The organism is Georgenia sp. Z1491, assembly GCF_049856175.1.
GTDB lineage: Bacteria > Actinomycetota > Actinomycetes > Actinomycetales > Actinomycetaceae > JB111.
Genome location: NZ_JBNDNA010000003.1, coordinates 177,295 through 192,566, shown reverse-complemented (window position 1 = coordinate 192,566; position 15,272 = coordinate 177,295). Strand labels below are relative to the sequence as shown.

13 protein-coding genes are annotated in these 15,272 nt (G+C 72.4%); 2 read left to right on the top strand and 11 right to left on the bottom strand.

Annotation, left to right across the window (positions count from 1 at the left end):
* Positions 1-3: 3 nt before the first annotated feature.
* On the bottom strand, positions 4-1,632 hold the full coding sequence (gene groL, locus ACPYO4_RS04860; RefSeq protein ID WP_425708088.1) for a chaperonin GroEL: 1,629 nt from the start codon (positions 1,630-1,632) through the stop codon (positions 4-6).
* A gap of 231 nt (positions 1,633-1,863) precedes the next feature.
* Here groL and ACPYO4_RS04855 point away from each other — a divergent pair, with 231 nt between their 5' ends.
* Positions 1,864-3,414, top strand: coding sequence for a glycoside hydrolase family 15 (locus ACPYO4_RS04855; protein ID WP_425708087.1), 1,551 nt, complete (start codon positions 1,864-1,866; stop codon positions 3,412-3,414).
* Between the two features lie 81 nt (positions 3,415-3,495).
* Here the strand turns inward: ACPYO4_RS04855 and ACPYO4_RS04850 are convergent, their stop codons facing one another.
* The 8 genes from ACPYO4_RS04850 to ACPYO4_RS04815 form a co-directional block, all read right to left on the bottom strand.
* On the bottom strand, positions 3,496-3,675 hold the full coding sequence (locus tag ACPYO4_RS04850) for a DUF5302 domain-containing protein (protein WP_425708086.1): 180 nt from the start codon (positions 3,673-3,675) through the stop codon (positions 3,496-3,498).
* Positions 3,676-3,811: 136 nt separating this feature from the next.
* Positions 3,812-4,432, bottom strand: coding sequence for a LytR C-terminal domain-containing protein (locus ACPYO4_RS04845; protein ID WP_425708085.1), 621 nt, complete (start codon positions 4,430-4,432; stop codon positions 3,812-3,814).
* A 66-nt stretch (positions 4,433-4,498) separates the two neighbouring features.
* Positions 4,499-4,804, bottom strand: coding sequence for a DUF3263 domain-containing protein (locus ACPYO4_RS04840; RefSeq protein ID WP_425708084.1), 306 nt, complete (start codon positions 4,802-4,804; stop codon positions 4,499-4,501).
* Positions 4,805-5,077: 273 nt separating this feature from the next.
* Positions 5,078-6,181, bottom strand: coding sequence for an extracellular solute-binding protein (locus tag ACPYO4_RS04835; RefSeq protein ID WP_425708083.1), 1,104 nt, complete (start codon positions 6,179-6,181; stop codon positions 5,078-5,080).
* 46 nt (positions 6,182-6,227) lie between these two features.
* Positions 6,228-7,901 (bottom strand): ABC transporter permease, encoded by a 1,674-nt coding sequence (locus tag ACPYO4_RS04830; RefSeq protein ID WP_425708082.1) that lies wholly within the window; start codon positions 7,899-7,901, stop codon positions 6,228-6,230.
* A gap of 28 nt (positions 7,902-7,929) precedes the next feature.
* Positions 7,930-9,045, bottom strand: coding sequence for an ABC transporter ATP-binding protein (locus ACPYO4_RS04825; RefSeq protein WP_425708081.1), 1,116 nt, complete (start codon positions 9,043-9,045; stop codon positions 7,930-7,932).
* Positions 9,046-9,050: 5 nt separating this feature from the next.
* Entirely contained in the window at positions 9,051-9,965 is a 915-nt protein-coding gene (locus ACPYO4_RS04820) for an NAD(P)-dependent oxidoreductase (RefSeq protein ID WP_425708080.1), read from the bottom strand.
* Positions 9,958-11,442 (bottom strand): aldehyde dehydrogenase, encoded by a 1,485-nt coding sequence (locus ACPYO4_RS04815; protein WP_425708079.1) that lies wholly within the window; start codon positions 11,440-11,442, stop codon positions 9,958-9,960. Before ACPYO4_RS04815 ends, ACPYO4_RS04820 begins: the two co-directional genes overlap by 8 nt.
* 196 nt (positions 11,443-11,638) lie before the next feature.
* Here ACPYO4_RS04815 and ACPYO4_RS04810 point away from each other — a divergent pair, with 196 nt between their 5' ends.
* A complete protein-coding gene (locus tag ACPYO4_RS04810; protein WP_425708078.1) occupies positions 11,639-12,430 on the top strand; it encodes a GntR family transcriptional regulator in 792 nt (263 codons plus the stop codon).
* A 105-nt stretch (positions 12,431-12,535) separates the two neighbouring features.
* On the opposite strand, the gene ACPYO4_RS04805 is transcribed toward ACPYO4_RS04810, so the two are convergent.
* Both ACPYO4_RS04805 and tcuA read right to left on the bottom strand, forming a co-directional pair.
* Positions 12,536-13,639, bottom strand: coding sequence for an Ldh family oxidoreductase (locus tag ACPYO4_RS04805; RefSeq protein ID WP_425708077.1), 1,104 nt, complete (start codon positions 13,637-13,639; stop codon positions 12,536-12,538).
* 5 nt (positions 13,640-13,644) lie between these two features.
* Positions 13,645-15,132: an FAD-dependent tricarballylate dehydrogenase TcuA gene (tcuA, locus tag ACPYO4_RS04800; protein WP_425708076.1), complete on the bottom strand. Its 1,488-nt coding sequence runs from the start codon at positions 15,130-15,132 to the stop codon at positions 13,645-13,647.
* Between the last annotated feature and the right edge of the window lie 140 nt (positions 15,133-15,272).

Sequence of the window (15,272 nt, the reverse complement as noted above, 5' to 3'; positions counted from 1 at the left end):
GGATCAGAAGCCGCCCATGCCACCCATGTCGTCGCCGCCGCCGGCGGCCGGGGCCACCTTCTCCGGCTTGTCGGCGACGATCGCCTCGGTGGTGAGGAACAGACCGGCGATCGACGCGGCGTTCTGCAGCGCCGAGCGCGTGACCTTCACCGGGTCGTTGACGCCCGCGGCGAGGAGGTCCTCGTACGCACCGGTCGCGGCGTTGAGGCCGTGACCGGCGGGCAGCGAGCGGACCTTCTCCGCCACGACGCCGCCCTCGAGGCCGGCGTTGATCGCGATCTGCTTGAGCGGGGCGTCGACAGCGGTGCGGACGATCGCCGCACCGGTCGCCTCGTCGCCCTCGAGCGAGAGGTTCTCGAACGCCGCCACGGCGGCCTGGATGAGCGCGACGCCACCACCGGCGACGATGCCCTCCTCGACGGCGGCCTTCGCGTTGCGGACGGCGTCCTCGATGCGGTGCTTGCGCTCCTTGAGCTCGACCTCGGTGGCCGCTCCCGCCTTGATGACGGCCACGCCGCCGGCGAGCTTGGCGAGGCGCTCCTGGAGCTTCTCGCGGTCGTAGTCCGAGTCCGAGTTGTCGATCTCGCCACGGATCTGCTGGACGCGCCCCTCGATGAGGTCCGCCTCGCCGGCGCCCTCGACGATCGTGGTCTCGTCCTTGGTCATGACGACCTTGCGGGCGCGGCCGAGGACGTCGAGGTCCGCGTTCTCCAGCGTGAGGCCGACGGTCTCGGAGATGACCTGGCCGCCCGTGAGGATGGCCATGTCCTGCAGCATCGCCTTGCGGCGGTCGCCGAAGCCCGGGGCCTTGACGGCGGCGGACTTGAAGGTGCCGCGGATCTTGTTGAGCACGAGCGTGGTGAGCGCCTCGCCCTCGACGTCCTCGGCGATGATCGCCAGCGGCTTGCCCGACTGGATGACCTTCTCCAGCAGCGGGAGCAGGTCCTTGACGTTGGAGACCTTCGACTCGACGAGGAGCACGTAGGCGTCCTCCAGGACGACCTCCTGGCGGTCCGCGTCGGTGACGAAGTACGGCGAGAGGAAGCCCTTGTCGAAGCGCATGCCCTCGGTGAGCTCGAGCTCGAGGCCGAAGGTGTTCGACTCCTCGACCGTGACGACACCCTCCTTGCCGACCTTGTCCAGGGCCTCGGCGATGAGCTCGCCGATGGCCGGGTCGCCGGCCGAGATCGCGGCGGTCGCGGCGATCTGCTCCTTGGTCTCGATCTCCTTGGCGTCGGCGAACAGGCGCTCGACGACGACCTCGACGGCCTGCTCGATGCCGCGGCGCAGCGCGATCGGGTTGGCGCCGGCGGCGACGTTGCGCAGGCCCTCGCGCACGAGCGCCTGGGCCAGGACGGTGGCGGTGGTGGTGCCGTCACCCGCGACGTCATCGGTCTTCTTGGCGACCTCCTTGACGAGCTCGGCGCCGATCTTCTCGTACGGCTCCTCGAGCTCGATCTCCTTGGCGATCGAGACGCCGTCGTTCGTGATCGTGGGGGCGCCCCACTTCTTCTCGAGGACGACGTTGCGGCCCTTGGGGCCGAGGGTGACCTTGACGGTGTCGGCGAGGACGTTGAGCCCGCGCTCCATGCCGCGCCGGGCCTCCTCGTCGAAAGCGATGCTCTTGGCCATGCTGGTGTGTTCCTCCACGGTGTGGTGGCGTTCCGGCCGAGGTGCCCGCGACGGACGACCGCCGCACGACGCGTTCATGTCCCGCGTCGGCGGGCGGCCTCACCGAGGCCGGTGGATTGTCACTCTCGGGTCGAGAGTGCTAACCCGAGTCTGGCACTCTCGGTGGTCGAGTGCAAGGAGACCGGGGCGGGCCGGCAGCGGCCACGGGCCGCCCGCACGTAGGGTGCCCCGGTGTCCGCCGAACGCCCGTCCGCGTCGAGCCGGCGGCGCGCCGGCATCGGCCGTCCGAGCAGGTTGCGCCTCACGGTCGCGCTCCTTGTCACCTTCGCCTCGCTGGCCCTGGTCACCGGCGCCAACGTCGTCCAGGGACAGCGGGGTGGGACCTCGACCCACATCGCGCTCTACCAGGACGGGCTCGGGACCGGGGCCGACGGGCTCGTCCGCTCGCTGCCCGCCGGTCGGGACGCCGACTACCTCGCCGGGTCGCGGGTCGTCGTGCCGACGCGCGCCACGGACCTGCCCGCCGCCCGCCTGCAGGCGAGCCGTGAGCGGGCCTGGCTCGCGAGCGGCGTCGTGCCGGGCGCCGGCACGCAGTGGGAGGAGATGACCGCGGGTGCCCTGCTCGACCTGCACGCCCTCCAGGGGGGTCGGGGCACGTCGGGACCCGTCGCGGACACGGACCCGCGCGCGGTGCTCGCCGCGTGGCACCCCCGGTGGCAGTACGTCTGGCCGCGCGACACCGCGTTCGTCGCGGTCGCGCTCGCCCGCACCGGCCATGTCCGCGACGCGGCGGACGCCCTCGTCGCCGTCGGCGAGGCCCGTTCGGAGGACGGCCTGCTCGCCCCCCGGCACCTGCCCGACCTGTCCGGGACGCCGGACGACCGGCCACCCCAGGGCGACGGCCCGGGCTGGATCCTGTGGGGTGCGGGCGAGACGGTCGCCGCCTGCCGCGAGCAGGCGGGCCACCCGGCCGTCGACCCCGCACCGGCCGCGGACACCGGCGCGCCGCCGCGCGGGCCCGCCGAGGACTGCGACGCCGTGCTCGCCGATCTCGCCCCCGTCGTCGTGCGATCGGTGGACGCCGTGCTCCAGGCCACGGACACGCCGAGCCGCCTGCCGGCGCCCACGTCGGACTACTGGGAGATCCCCGAGGACCGGTTGCCGCTCGGTGCGGTCGCGCCCCAGTGGGCGGGCCTCGCCGCCGCGCCCGCCCTGCTCGAGGCGCTCGGCGAGGACGAGCTCGCCGACCTGGCCCGGGAGCGCTCGGAGGAGGTCCGCGCGGCCCTCGAGGCCACCTTCGGGGTGCACGGCTGGACGCGGTACGCGTCCTGGGACCCCACGGCGGCCGTCCGGGGCGTGTCGGGCCGCGACGCCTCCACGGCCTTCCTCCTGCCGCCGTTCACCGACGCCGGCCCGACCGGCGCCGAGACGGCCTGGCTCGTGTCGTCCGGGGAGATGTCCCGGCCCGCGGGTGGGCTGGCGCCCGGGAGCAGCTGGCGGCGGGACGGCATCTCCTGGACGCCGCAGACCTCGCTGTACGCGTGGGTGGCCGCGGAGAACGGCCGGCCCGACGATGCCGTGCGCCGCCTCGCCTGGATCGAGTCCCACCGCACGGAGTCCGGGGCCATCCCCGAGAAGGTGCTCGCGGACGGCTCGCCGGCGGCGGTCGCACCGCTCGCGTGGTCCGCGGCCAACGTCGTGCTCACGGTCCTCGCCCTCGAGGAGTCCGGGCAGCTGCCCGCTCAGATCCCGTCCGGCCAGGGGTCGCCGTCGTCCGACTGACGACCCCCGACCGTCCGATGATGCACCGGCGTGGGCGGGCACGCGGTGCGCGTGGGTGCGGGCCGGGGTCCGGCCCGGCTGTCAGCCCGACTTGCGGCGGAAGGTCCGCTTGAGGTCGGGTGCGGCGACGTCGTGCGCCTTGCCCTCGCCGTGCCCGCCGTCGCCGTGCGAGGCACCGCCCCTGGCCTTCTTCCGCTCGAGGGCCTCGCGCATCTTCGCCTTGACGTCCTCGGTGGTCGGCTGGGAGTCCTGGTCCGACATGGCGCCTCCTTCGTACCTCGCCGGTCCGGCTCTCGGCACCGGATCGCCCCATCCTGGGGCAGGCGCCCGCCCGCCGCCAGCCAATTCGCGGCGTGCGCCGACGTCCGGCCGGGCCGGATCGCCGGGGAGGCGGGCGCTACTCCTGGAAGTCCGGGCGCAGCACCACGACGACCGACGACGTCGCGGCCTGCTCCGCGTCCTCCTCGACGGCGTCGATGCCCAGCGCGTCGGCGACCTCCTGCGCCGTCGCCGCCAGCGTGGGGTCCGCGTAGTACACGGTCGACACCTCTGGCGGTCCCTCGCCGATGTTGCCCGTGGTCACGGTCGTGAACCCGGCCGCGCCCAGCGTCTCCGCCGTGCGGCCCGCGATGCCGGCGACCCGTGCGCCGTTGAGCACCTCGACGTCGGTCGCCAGGTCGACGTCGCCGGCGGGGACGTCCTCGCTCGGCGACTCCTCGTCGGCCGAGCCGTCGGTCGGGCTCTCTTCCCCGGCCTCGCCGGACGGCGTCTCCTCGCCGGTGGGCGACTCCACCGGACCGTCGGTGGGCGTGGGGCCCTCGGTGGCGGTCTCGTCGTCGTCCCCGCCGCCGCCGACCAGCAGCGCCGCCACCCAGACGACCACCACGAGGGCGGCCAGGACCGCGATGAGCGGGAGCAGCGAGGCGCGACGCGCGCGCTCGCGGTGCGAGCCGTGGGCCGCGCGGCTGCGCGCGGCCTCGTCGAACTCGTCCTCGGGGTACTGGTCGGGAGCGCTCACGCGGGTCACGCTACCCGGCGTCGCGGCCCGTGCTCGGACCCTCGCTCAGGGGACACGGGCCCGGCCTCAGGGGAGCTGGAGGCGACGGACGCTGCGCTCGCGGTGCCGCTCGGACCGCAGGCGGCGCAGCCGCTTGACGAGCATGGGGTCCTGGGCGAGCGCTGCCTCGGAGTCCAGGAGCTGGTTGAGGATCTGGTAGTACCGGGTGCCGCTCATGCCGAGGCGTTCCCGGATGGCCGTCTCCTTGACACCGGAGTAGCGCCACCAGCGCCGCTCGACGTCCAGCACGCCCGCCTCGACGTCGGTGAGGCCGTCCGCCGCACCGGTCGCCCCGGTCCGCGCCGCGCCCGCCTCGGGCGTCGCTGCCGACATGTCACGCTCCTCGTCCGTCCCTCGTCGCCCCGGCCGGTCGACGGCCGGGGATACTTCTCGGCCGCCATGGTAGGGGCAGAACGACACCGGTGTCATTCGCCCGCGCGCCGGGGCCGGGCGGGTGCGCCCCGCCGTCGCGGAGCGTGCACCGACGGTGGGAGCGCGCAGGTTCCTCGCCGCGCCTCCCGGGCACGGCTGGCGCCACCCCACCGACGGCACACCTCGGGCCCCGGCGCCGGCCGGGGCCCGAGGACCGTCGGAGCGAAGCCGAGGTCAGCTCGTGTACTCGAAGAGCGAGAGCCAGATCTCGGTGTCGGCATCGACGTTCTCGAGGTACTCGTCCATCGTCACGCGATAGACACCCTCGTCGTCGAGCGGCGGCATCTCACTGTCACCGATCGTGGGCGCACCGACCTCCGGGTTGATCGGGTAGTCACCGATCTCCGTGGCTGCGGACTGCCCAGCCGTCGAGAGGGTCCAGTTGAGGAAGATCTCCGCGGTCACCGGGCTCGAGCCACCGTCGGACAGGCCGACGATGTACTCGTTGACGGGGAACCCCTCCTCCGGCACGACGAGCGTGATGGGTGCCCCGTCGTTGTAGGCGACCTGCCCCACCGTCAGCGGCACGGCGCCGGCGTGGATCTCGCCGCGGGCCAGGGAGTCGGTGAGCGGGGAGGCGGAGTCGAAGATCCGTGGCTCGGTCGCAGCGAGCCCGCCGAGCCACTCCTCTCCCATGACGTCGAGATGGAAGCGCTGGAGCAGGTGCGTCGAGCCGGCGACGTTGACCTGGGTGACCCCGATCTGCCCGGGGTCGAAGCTCTCCGGTGAGAGGTCGGCCCACGACGTCGGCTCGCTCTCCGCGACCTGGTTGTTGTAGGCGAACACGTACGGGCGGTTGTAGGACATGAAGTAGGCACCGTCCTCGTGGATCGCCTCCTCGGGGAGCTCGATCGACTCCGGCGGGGTGTGCGGGACGAAGACCTCGGCGTCGACGAGCTGCTCGACGAGGTCCCAGCCGTCGATCCGGATGACGTCGCTGCCCAGCTGGCCGGAGGCGTGCTCGGACAGCACGCGCTCGGTCAGCCGGTTGGGCACGAGCCGGACGAGGTCGGCCGGCAGGCCCGTGTCCTCGGTGAACTGCTCGAGTAGCTGGCGCTCGCCGGTCTCGCCCGAGCCGGTGTACAGGACGAGCCCGTTCTCACCGGACGCCTCCTCGAGCTGGTCCGCCGTGGCGATGACCTGGCCCTCGACCACGAGGTCGCCGTCCTCGTTGACGTCCGCCTCCGACTCCCCTCCGTCTCCCCCGCCGCACGCGGCGAGCGTGAGTGCGACGACGGTTGCCGCTGCGAGGGTGCCTCGACGCTGAGACTTCTTCATCTGATCCTCCTGTGGTGCATGGGTCGTGCGTGGACGTGTGGCGGGGTCAGGCGATGCTCTTGACACCGAGGCGACCGGCGATCACCGCGAGCGCACCGATGATGAGCACGTACCAGACCCCCAGGGCAGCGGCGTTCTGCATCGCGCCGTTCTCGTACTGGTCGAAGATGACGATCGACAGCAGCCGGGTGTTGGTGTTGTAGAGGAAGAGCGGGACGGTCATCTCACGCATGGAGAGCATGAGCATGAGGACGAAGGTCGAGCCGATGCCCGAGCGCATGAGGGGCGCGGTCACCGTGACGATCGACCGGAACCGGCTCGCCCCGTGGACCATCGCCGACTCCTCGAGCTCCTTGTTGACCTGGAGCATGGAGCTCGACATCCCGCGGAACGCCTGTGGGAGCTGGACGGCCACGAAGGCGACGACGAGGATCGCGAGCGTCCCGTAGATCGGGATCGGGAGGATGAGCCACGTCCAGAGCAGACCCATGCCCATGACGATCGCCGGGATCGCCACCGGGGCCATGGACAGGCCCTCGAGCACCCCGCGCCCCCTGAGGTGGGTGCGGTACACCAGGTAGGCCACGATGAACGCGAGAGCCGTCGCTGCCACCGCGGTGACCACGGAGACGATCGCGGAGTTGCCCATCGCGTCGAGAACCATGGAGTCGCTGAGCGGCGCCAGCAGCCGCTCGCCGGTGAAGCTGCCGCGGTCGAGCATGTTCGTCACCGAGGCTATGTACGGCGAGGAGTAGGCCGAGACGACCACGAGCGCCCCGACGGGCAGGACCACGGTGACGAAGAAGTAGAGCGCCACGGCGACGGCGGCGACCCACCGCAACGGGCCGAGGTCGAGGACCCTGGCGCGCATGCCCTTGCCGGCGACGGTGGTGTAGTCACGGCCGCCGACGATCACCCGTTGGAGCCAGGTCAGGCCCAGCACGATGACGATGAGAACGACGGCGATCGCGGCCGCCTCGTTGCCGCGCGGCGGGGACTCGCTCATGTACCGGTAGATGAAGGTGGGCAGGGTGTCGATCCGACCGGGCGTCGCGAGGAACTGGGCGACGGGGAAGTTCTCCAGCGCGAGGATGAACACCAGGAACGTCGACCCGACGATCGCCGGCGTCATGAGGCTGAGCGTGACGCGCCTGAGGGTGCCGAACATCGAGTCGCCGTGGACGAGAGCCGCCTCCTCCAGGTCGGGGTTCATCAGGGCGAGCGCGCTGGAGACGAAGAGGAAGACGTAGGGCGCGTAGTAGACGCCGAGGACGAAGACGAGCCCGCCCATCGAGTAGGCGTCGATCGTCAGGTCGATGCCGAGGTCGCGCAGGAGGACGTTGATGAGGCCCGACTGGGGGCTGGCGAGGATCGACCAGGACAGCGCCGCGACGAATGCCGGGATGAACATCGGGGCGATGCCGGCCACGCGCAGGAAACGCCGGCCGGGGATGTTCGTCCTGGCGAGCAGGACCGCGAGGACGGTGCCGGTCACGAGCGCGACCAGCGAGGCGCCGAACGCGAGCAGCAGCGAGTTCGTCGCGGCGTCCAACGTCTGCCCGTTGACGATCTGGCGGATCGTCTCGATGCTGAGGTTGCCCATCGAGATGTTGCCCGGCCGCGGCATGACGTCCGAGAGAGCCGCGAACACGACGAACAGGATCGGGATTCCGACCAGCACGACGACGACGGCGACCGTGACGCCGAACGCGATCCTCATGCCGCTCGACTGCCGGCGCGCGGCCCGCCTAAGCACCGTCACCACCACCGAGGATCCGGGCCGCCTCGACATCGACGGCCAGGCGCACGCGGTCACCCCGCGAGAACCTCGCGGCGCTCCCGCCGACCTTCACGCGGATCGTGGTATCGCCGTCGATCACGCAGTCGTACTCGACGCTGCGGCCCTGGTAGGTGACGACCGAGATCTCGGCCTCCGTGTCACCGGTCCCGCCGTCGTCAGCGGCCGTGAGCGTCACGTTCTCCGCCCGGACGCAGAGGTACTCGCGGCCCTGCGCGGGCGTGCCCTCGCCGTCGGTCTCGTGGTCGGTCACCGCGTCGGCCACCTGGTCGGAGTGCGGCACGACGTAGCGTCCGGCCAGTCGGACCGGGGTCTCGCCGGTGGCGATCTCGAGGATGTTCTCGAACCCCATGAATCGCGCAGCGTCCTTGTCGACGGGGTTCTCGAAGAGCTCCGCCGGCGTACCTGTCTGGACGACCCGGCCGGCGCGCATCATGGCGATCCGGTCGGCCAGGGCGAGCGCCTCGGCCTGGTCGTGCGTGACGTACACCGACGTGATGCCCGCCTCCTGCTGGATGCGTCGGAGCTCGTTGCGCAGGTTCTCGCGAAGGAGTGCGTCGAGGTTGGACAGGGGCTCGTCGAGCAGCAGCACCGACGGGTTCATGGCCAGGCTGCGAGCGAGTGCCACGCGCTGCATCTGCCCGCCAGAGAGTCGGCTGGCGCCTCGGTCCGCGTACTCGGTCAGTCCGGTCAGGGCGAGGATCTCGTCGCCCCTCCTCCTCCGCGCGGCGGTCTCCGTCCTGCGGACCCGGAGGGGGAACTCGACGTTCTCGCGCACGGTCCTGTGCGGCCAGACCGCGTAGGACTGGAAGACCATGCCGACGTTGCGCTTGTTCGGAGCGACGTTGGTCCTCGTCGAGGCGTCGAACATCGGCTGCCCACCGATGGTGATGCGTCCGCCGCTCGGGGTCTCCAGGCCGGCGATCGTCCGCATGGTCGAGGTCTTCCCGCACCCCGACGGGCCCAGGAGGACCAGCGCGCTGCCGTCGTCGACGGACAGCGTGACGTCCTTGACGGCGTGGAAGTCGCCGTAGTGCAGCTGGAGGTCGGTCATCCGTACGTCCATCGGACTTACTCCTTCGTCGTACCGGGAGCGGCGGTCGCCGCCGTGGTGTCCTCGCTCTGCCAGCGGTCCCAGAGGGTGGCGACGGCGGCGTAGTCGAGCCGCCCCAGGCCCTCGGCGACTGCGATCTCGTAGACCGAGTGCGCACCCTGGATCGCGAACAGCGGCACGCCCTGGCTGTGGGCGTACTGCAGGGCGAGCACCGAGTCCTTCCGCGCGGCGTCGGTGGGCATGCCGGGCTCGTACTCGCCGCGGGCCACTCGCTCCTGGATGCGGTGGGTCAGGGGCCGCAGCACGCCGCCCTCGCTATCGGCGAGCAGGTCGGCGATGTCCTGGAGCGCGATACCTGCCGACCGTGCCAGGGCGACGGCCTCGACGAGCACGACCATCACCGCGTGCGCGACCGCGTTGTTGACGACCTTCGCCGCCATGCCTGCTCCGAGCTCGCCGAACGTGAGGATCCGTCCGCTGAAAGCCTCGAGGACGGGGCGGACGCGGTCGACGTCCTCGGGTTCCCCGCCGACGAGCAGCGTGGAGTCGCCGGATCGCATGGCGCCGACTCCCGAGAGCACGGCCGCGTCGATGCAGCGCAGTCCTGCCGAGGCACAGAGCCGGCCGACCGCGTGCATGTCGGTGGCGTTGACCGTCGACGTCTCGATGATCGTGGCGCCATCGGCGAGGTGTCCGGCCAGCCGGTCGAGCACCTCGAGGGTGACCTCGGGCCGCGGCAGGGAGAGGACGACGCTCCCGCAGCCCGCGAGGCCCGAGAGGTCGTCCACCGGGACTACGCCGGCGGCGGCGGCCCGGTCCCGCGCCGCGGGGTCCGTGTCGTACCCGACGACGTCGCAGCTCCCTGCGAGGCGGGTTGCGATCTCCAGGCCCATGTTCCCGAGGCCGACGACCCCGATCCGCGGATCACTCATCGCCCGCTCCCGTCTCCTCGAAGCTGTCGTGGTAGTCGGCGGACAGGTCGACCATGACGTTCTTCACGCGCAGGTACTCGTCGAGGGCCTCCTCGCCCCGTTCGCGGCCGTGGCCGGAGCGGCGCACGCCGCCGAACGGCGCCTGCGCGGCGCTCGCGCGGTAGGTGTTGACCCAGACCGTTCCCGCGACGAGCCGCGCGGCGACCCGGTGCGCCCGGGAGAGGTCGGTGGTCCAGATACCCGAGGCGAGCCCGAACTCGGAGTCGTTGGCCAGCGCGATCGCCTCGGCCTCGTCCCGGAACCGGATGACCGACGCGACGGGCCCGAAGATCTCCTCCCTGGCGAGGGGCGAGCTGTTGTCGACGTCGGCGAAGACCGTGGGCCGGACGAACAGGCCCTTGTCCGGCAGGTCCGCGGCAGGCTGCTCGGCCGAGAGGTCGCGGGCCCCCGAGGATCGGCCCGCCTCGATCGCGCCGAGGATGCGGTCGCGCTGCGGCTCGTTCGCGACCGGGCCCATCTGGGTGCCCGGGTCGCGCGGGTCGCCGAGGCGGATCCGGGACGCGCGCCGGGCAAGGCGCTCGACGAGCTCGTCGTGGACGGAGTCCTGGACGAGGATCCGGGAGCCGGCGATGCAGGTCTGCCCACCGGCCGAGAAGATCCCGGCGAGCGCGCCCGCGAGCGCCCGGTCGACGTCCGCGTCCTCGAAGACGATGTTCGGCGACTTGCCGCCGAGCTCGAGCGTGACGGGCACGTGGTTGGCCGCGCAGGTCTGCGCGATGGCGGCACCGGTGCCGACCGAGCCGGTGAAGCTCACCGTGTCGACCGCGGTCGAGCCCGACAGGGCCCGTCCGCACTCGGCCGCGCCGGTGACGACGTTGACGACCCCGGGCGGGAAGCCGACCTCATCGACGAGCTCGGCGAGCCGGAGGGTCGACAGGCTCGCGTGCTCCGAGGGCTTGACGACCACCGTGCACCCGGCGGCGAGCGCGGGAGCCAGCTTGTTGGCGAGAAGCTGCATCGGCGAGTTCCAGGCCGTGATGAGGGCGGCCACGCCGACGGGCTCGCGGAGCGTGTAGTCGAGCATCCCGGGGCGGTCGAGCGGGATCGTCCGGCCGTAGAGCTTGTCGGCGTAGCCGGCGAAGAATCGGTAGTTCCGGGCGGCGAAACGCGCCTGGCCGACGGTCTCGGTGAGCAGCTTGCCGTTGTCCCGGGTCTCGATCGCACCGATCTCCTCGGCGTGCGCGTCGATCGCGTCCGCCAGGACGTGCAGGAGCCGCGCCCGCTCGATGCCCGGCGTCGTGCGCCAACCGCCGTCGAAGGCGGCACGGGCCGCGGCGATCGCGTCGGCGACGTCGGCGGCGTCGCAGTCGGGGATCGTCCCCAGGACCTCTCCGGTGTAGGGGTCGGTGGCCTCGAGCGTCCGTCCGCTCGCGGACGGACGCCTCTCGCCGTCGATGTGGACCAGGTGCTCGCGCACGTTCCCTCTTTCGTCGTCGAACGGGGTGGACCCGGTCCCATGGCGACGGTCCGCGACAACGTCACGCCATTGTGTCGACACTTAGCCGGGTGGGTGGCAAGGAAGTTACGGATCGGCCGGCAGTCTGTCAACACCCTCGGCATCTTCTGTCGACAGTTTGGGGCAGCGACTGTGATGACTGCGCTATGCTGGGCGCATGTCAGGGAGGACGGGAGCGGCCGACGACGACCTCGTCGTGCGGCTCGGCGGCACCGAGCTCACGCTCGCCCAGCTCTCGACCTTCATCCTGTCGCGCAGCCTGCAGGTCTCGGCCTCCCCGTCCGCGCAGGACATCGCCGTCACCATCGCCCGCCAGATCATCGAGGGCGACCTGCCGCCGTCGACGGACCTGAACTCCGTCGGAATCGCCGAACGGTTCGGCACGAGCCGCTCACCGGTGCGCGACGCGCTCGGAGCGCTCGAGCGCAGCGGGCTCGTCGTGGTCCCGCCTCGGCGTCGGCCGACGGTCCGCACCAGCAGCATCGAGGAGATCCGCGAGATCTACGAGATGCGCGCGCTGCTCTACGGCTCGGCCGCGCAGCACTTCGTCGACCGCGCCCGGCCCGAGCACGTCGAGACCATGCACCGCATCCACGCGCGCATGGCTGAGGCGGCCGAGCGGGGCGATCTGACCACGACGCTCTGGCTCAACGTCGCGTTCCGTGAGACCGAGCTGGACGGCGCGGACAACGCGCTCCTCAAGGAGCTCCACGACGTCATCGCGCTGCGCGCCATGATCCTGCGGCGACGGGGCCTCACCGCGGACCGGCTCGGCCGGTCGCACTTCGACCACGGCCGGCTGATCCTCGCCTACGAGGAGGACGACGTGCCGACGGCGCGCGCCCTGTCCCGGAGCATCGTCATGCGCGGGCTCGCATCGCTCGAGACCCTCGCCGAGGAGGGCGAGGAGGGCGACGGCGACGACCGGGACACGCAGCGACTCGCCTGATCCCGGACCGTCCTTCGCGGCCGGACGTGCCCGTGCCTCCCGGGCACGTCGGGCGCCACCCCACCGCCGACACTCCTCGGGCCTCCGCGCCGGACGGATCCCGCGTCAGTCCGCGCCGGGCGCGTCCGTCGCCCTCGGGGCCGCCACCCCGAGCTCCGCGGCGAGGCCGGTCAGCTCCTCGACGGTCCGCGCCGGCAGGGTGAGCCCGCCGGCCTCCCGCACGGCCTCGGCCGCGAGGTCCTCGATCTCGCCGGGGTAGTGGATCCGCGCGTGCCCGGCCGCGAGCGGCGATGAGCGCACCTCGTCGACCATCTGCTGCACGCGGGCGTCGTAGTCCTCCACCGGCCCCATGGCCGCGACGTCGATCGCGAGGACGAGGTGCCCCACTCCGCCGGCGCCGTCGGGGACGTAGGGACCGACGACGGACGTACCCACCGAGCTGCCGGTCAGGGCGCCCGAGAGCAGATCCATCATGAAGCTGATGGCGTAGCCCTTGTGCCCGGCCATCGGCAGGATCGTCCCCGCGATCCCCTCGCCCGGGTCGGTGGTGGGCGAGCCGTCGGCCGCGATCGCCCAGTCCGGGGGGATGTCGTGCCCCCGCTGCTTCGCGAGGTAGAGCTTGCCGCGCGCAACGGCGGTGTTCGAGACGTCGAGCGAGATCACGCCGTCGCGCCAGGGCGCCGCGACGGACCAGGGGTTCGACCCGACGCGCTTCTCCTTCCCGCCCCACGGCGCCATGGCCGGCGAGGAGTTGGTCGACAGGATGGTCACGCAGCCCCGCTCGGCTGCCCGGCGCGTGAAGTACATGGCCGTGCCGAAGTGGTTGGAACGCCGCACACCGACGCCGGCGATGCCGAACCGGCGCGCCCGGTCCACCGCGAGCCGTTGGGCCCGCTCGACCATCACCTGACCGATGCCGTCGGCGGCGTCGAGGAGCACCAGCGGCCCGGTGTCGACCAGGACGGTCTCTGCGGCGTCGGCACGCACGGCACCGCTGCGCAGCCTGGCCACGTACCAGGGCAGGCGCAGCAGCCCGTGCGAGCTGTGCCCCCACACCTCGGCCTGGACGAGGGAGTCCGCGACGAGGTCGGCGTCGACCCCGGGGACGCCGAGCGCACGGAGGATCCCGGCGGCCACGCGCTCCAGCTCGCCCGGTGCGTACCGCGCACCCGGCTCGCCCACCGGCACCTCCTGGTCCGCTTCGCCCACCGTGCTCAGGCCAGGGTGCCTGCCCGACGGCCGAAGACCGCCCCCGCGGCCAGGCCCGACCCGCCCGGGTAGTTCCCGGCGAACAGACCGCCGAGCGCCTCTCCGCACGCGTACAGGCCTGCGATGTGCTCGCCGGCACCGTCGAGCACCCGGCCGTGGGTGTCGGTGGCGAGCCCGCCGAACGTGAAGGTGATGCCGCACGTGACCGGGAAGGCGTAGAACGGGCCCTCCTCGATCGGCAGCGCCCAGTTGCTCTTCGGGGGCTCGACCGCGGCCCGCCGTCCGTCCTTGACGGTCGGGTCCGCCGGGATCGAGCGGTCGATGCTCGCGTTGAACTCGCGCACCGTCGCGGCGAACGCGTCGACGTCGACCCCCATCCCCTCGCCCAGCTCCTCGAGCGTGTCCGCGACGACGACGCCGACGCCCGGCATGTCGTACTCCTCGGTGCGCAGGAGCGGGCGCTGGGTCGAGTCGAAGACCTGGAAGGCGATCGCGCCGGGCTGGCGGAGGATCTCCGCGCCGTACTTGGCGTAGGTGTAGTTGCGGAAGTCCGCGCCCTCGTCGACGAACCGGCGCCCCTCGATGTTGACGACGATGCCCAGCGGGTATCCGCCGCGGGTGAGCCGGTTGGTGAGCTCGCGGTTGGACTCGTTGTCCTCGGCCCATGCGTCCCACGCGACCGCGTGGCACGAGCCCCAGTCACCGTTCGTGCCTGCGCCGAGGTCCAGGGCGCGCTCGAGCATGGTGCCCGTGTTGTGCGGGGTGCCGCGCAGCTTCGCGCCGCCCCATCCCTGCCCGAGGTGCTTCTCGCGCATCTCCGGGTTCGCCTCGAAGCCGCCGGACGCGATGACGACGGACTCGGCGGTGATCTCGACGCGCCCGCCGTCGGCGGTCTCGGCGACCACGCCCCGAACGGCACCGTCGCCGCTGACGAGCTCGGTCACGCGGTGGCCGTACCGGACGTCGATACCCGCGCGCTCCGCGGCGGCCTGGTGGTCGCGGATCAGTCCGACCCCGCCGCCGACGTTGCCCACGTGGAGGCCGCCCCAGAAGAGGTAGCCGCCGCCGTCGCGCTCGTAGGCCTGACGCTCGTACATCAGGCGGTAGCGCGCGCCGTGGGAGTCCTTGAGCCACTGGAGGACCTCGCGCGACTCGGCGGCCAGCACCCGGCTCAGCTCGGGGTCGTTGCGCCCGGCGGTCACCTTCTCCAGGTCGCCCACGTAGTCGGCCTCGGTGTAGGGCGGGACCTCCGTGGTCGCGTGCCGCTCGTCCGGCTCGACCAGGCTCGTCAGGTCGGCGAGACCGTCGTGGACGATGCGGGTGGCGCCGGCGGTGTAGAAGCTGTTGCCACCCTCCTCGCCGTCGACGGCGGCCTCGAGGAGCACGACGCTCCGGCCGCGGTCCGCGGCAGCGAGCGCCGCGACGAAGGCGGCGTTGCCTCCGCCGACGACGACGACGTCGGTCGTTCCGGGCGAGCTGGTCTCTGCAGTCATGGTGGCGTCCTCGGGAGTGTCGGTGGGGCCGGGGCACAGCGACGCGGGTCGCCCCGGCAGCCGCCGGATGCAAATTGTATGCAACGTGGGTCCGGGCGGCAAGGGCGGCCGTTCGGATGATCGGAGCCGCCGATCCTCGA

What these genes read in the sequence shown, in the direction of transcription:
- ACPYO4_RS04825 (WP_425708081.1), bottom strand. Translation starts at nt 9,045, where the DNA reads ATGGACGTACGGATGACCGACCTCCAGCTGCACTACGGCGACTTCCAC.
- ACPYO4_RS04810 (WP_425708078.1), top strand. Translation starts at nt 11,639, where the DNA reads ATGTCAGGGAGGACGGGAGCGGCCGACGACGACCTCGTCGTGCGGCTC.
- tcuA (WP_425708076.1), bottom strand. Translation starts at nt 15,132, where the DNA reads ATGACTGCAGAGACCAGCTCGCCCGGAACGACCGACGTCGTCGTCGTC.
- ACPYO4_RS04850 (WP_425708086.1), bottom strand. Translation starts at nt 3,675, where the DNA reads ATGTCGGACCAGGACTCCCAGCCGACCACCGAGGACGTCAAGGCGAAG.
- ACPYO4_RS04820 (WP_425708080.1), bottom strand. Translation starts at nt 9,965, where the DNA reads ATGAGTGATCCGCGGATCGGGGTCGTCGGCCTCGGGAACATGGGCCTG.
- ACPYO4_RS04830 (WP_425708082.1), bottom strand. Translation starts at nt 7,901, where the DNA reads ATGAGGATCGCGTTCGGCGTCACGGTCGCCGTCGTCGTCGTGCTGGTC.
- groL (WP_425708088.1), bottom strand. Translation starts at nt 1,632, where the DNA reads ATGGCCAAGAGCATCGCTTTCGACGAGGAGGCCCGGCGCGGCATGGAG.
- ACPYO4_RS04840 (WP_425708084.1), bottom strand. Translation starts at nt 4,804, where the DNA reads ATGTCGGCAGCGACGCCCGAGGCGGGCGCGGCGCGGACCGGGGCGACC.
- ACPYO4_RS04835 (WP_425708083.1), bottom strand. Translation starts at nt 6,181, where the DNA reads ATGAAGAAGTCTCAGCGTCGAGGCACCCTCGCAGCGGCAACCGTCGTC.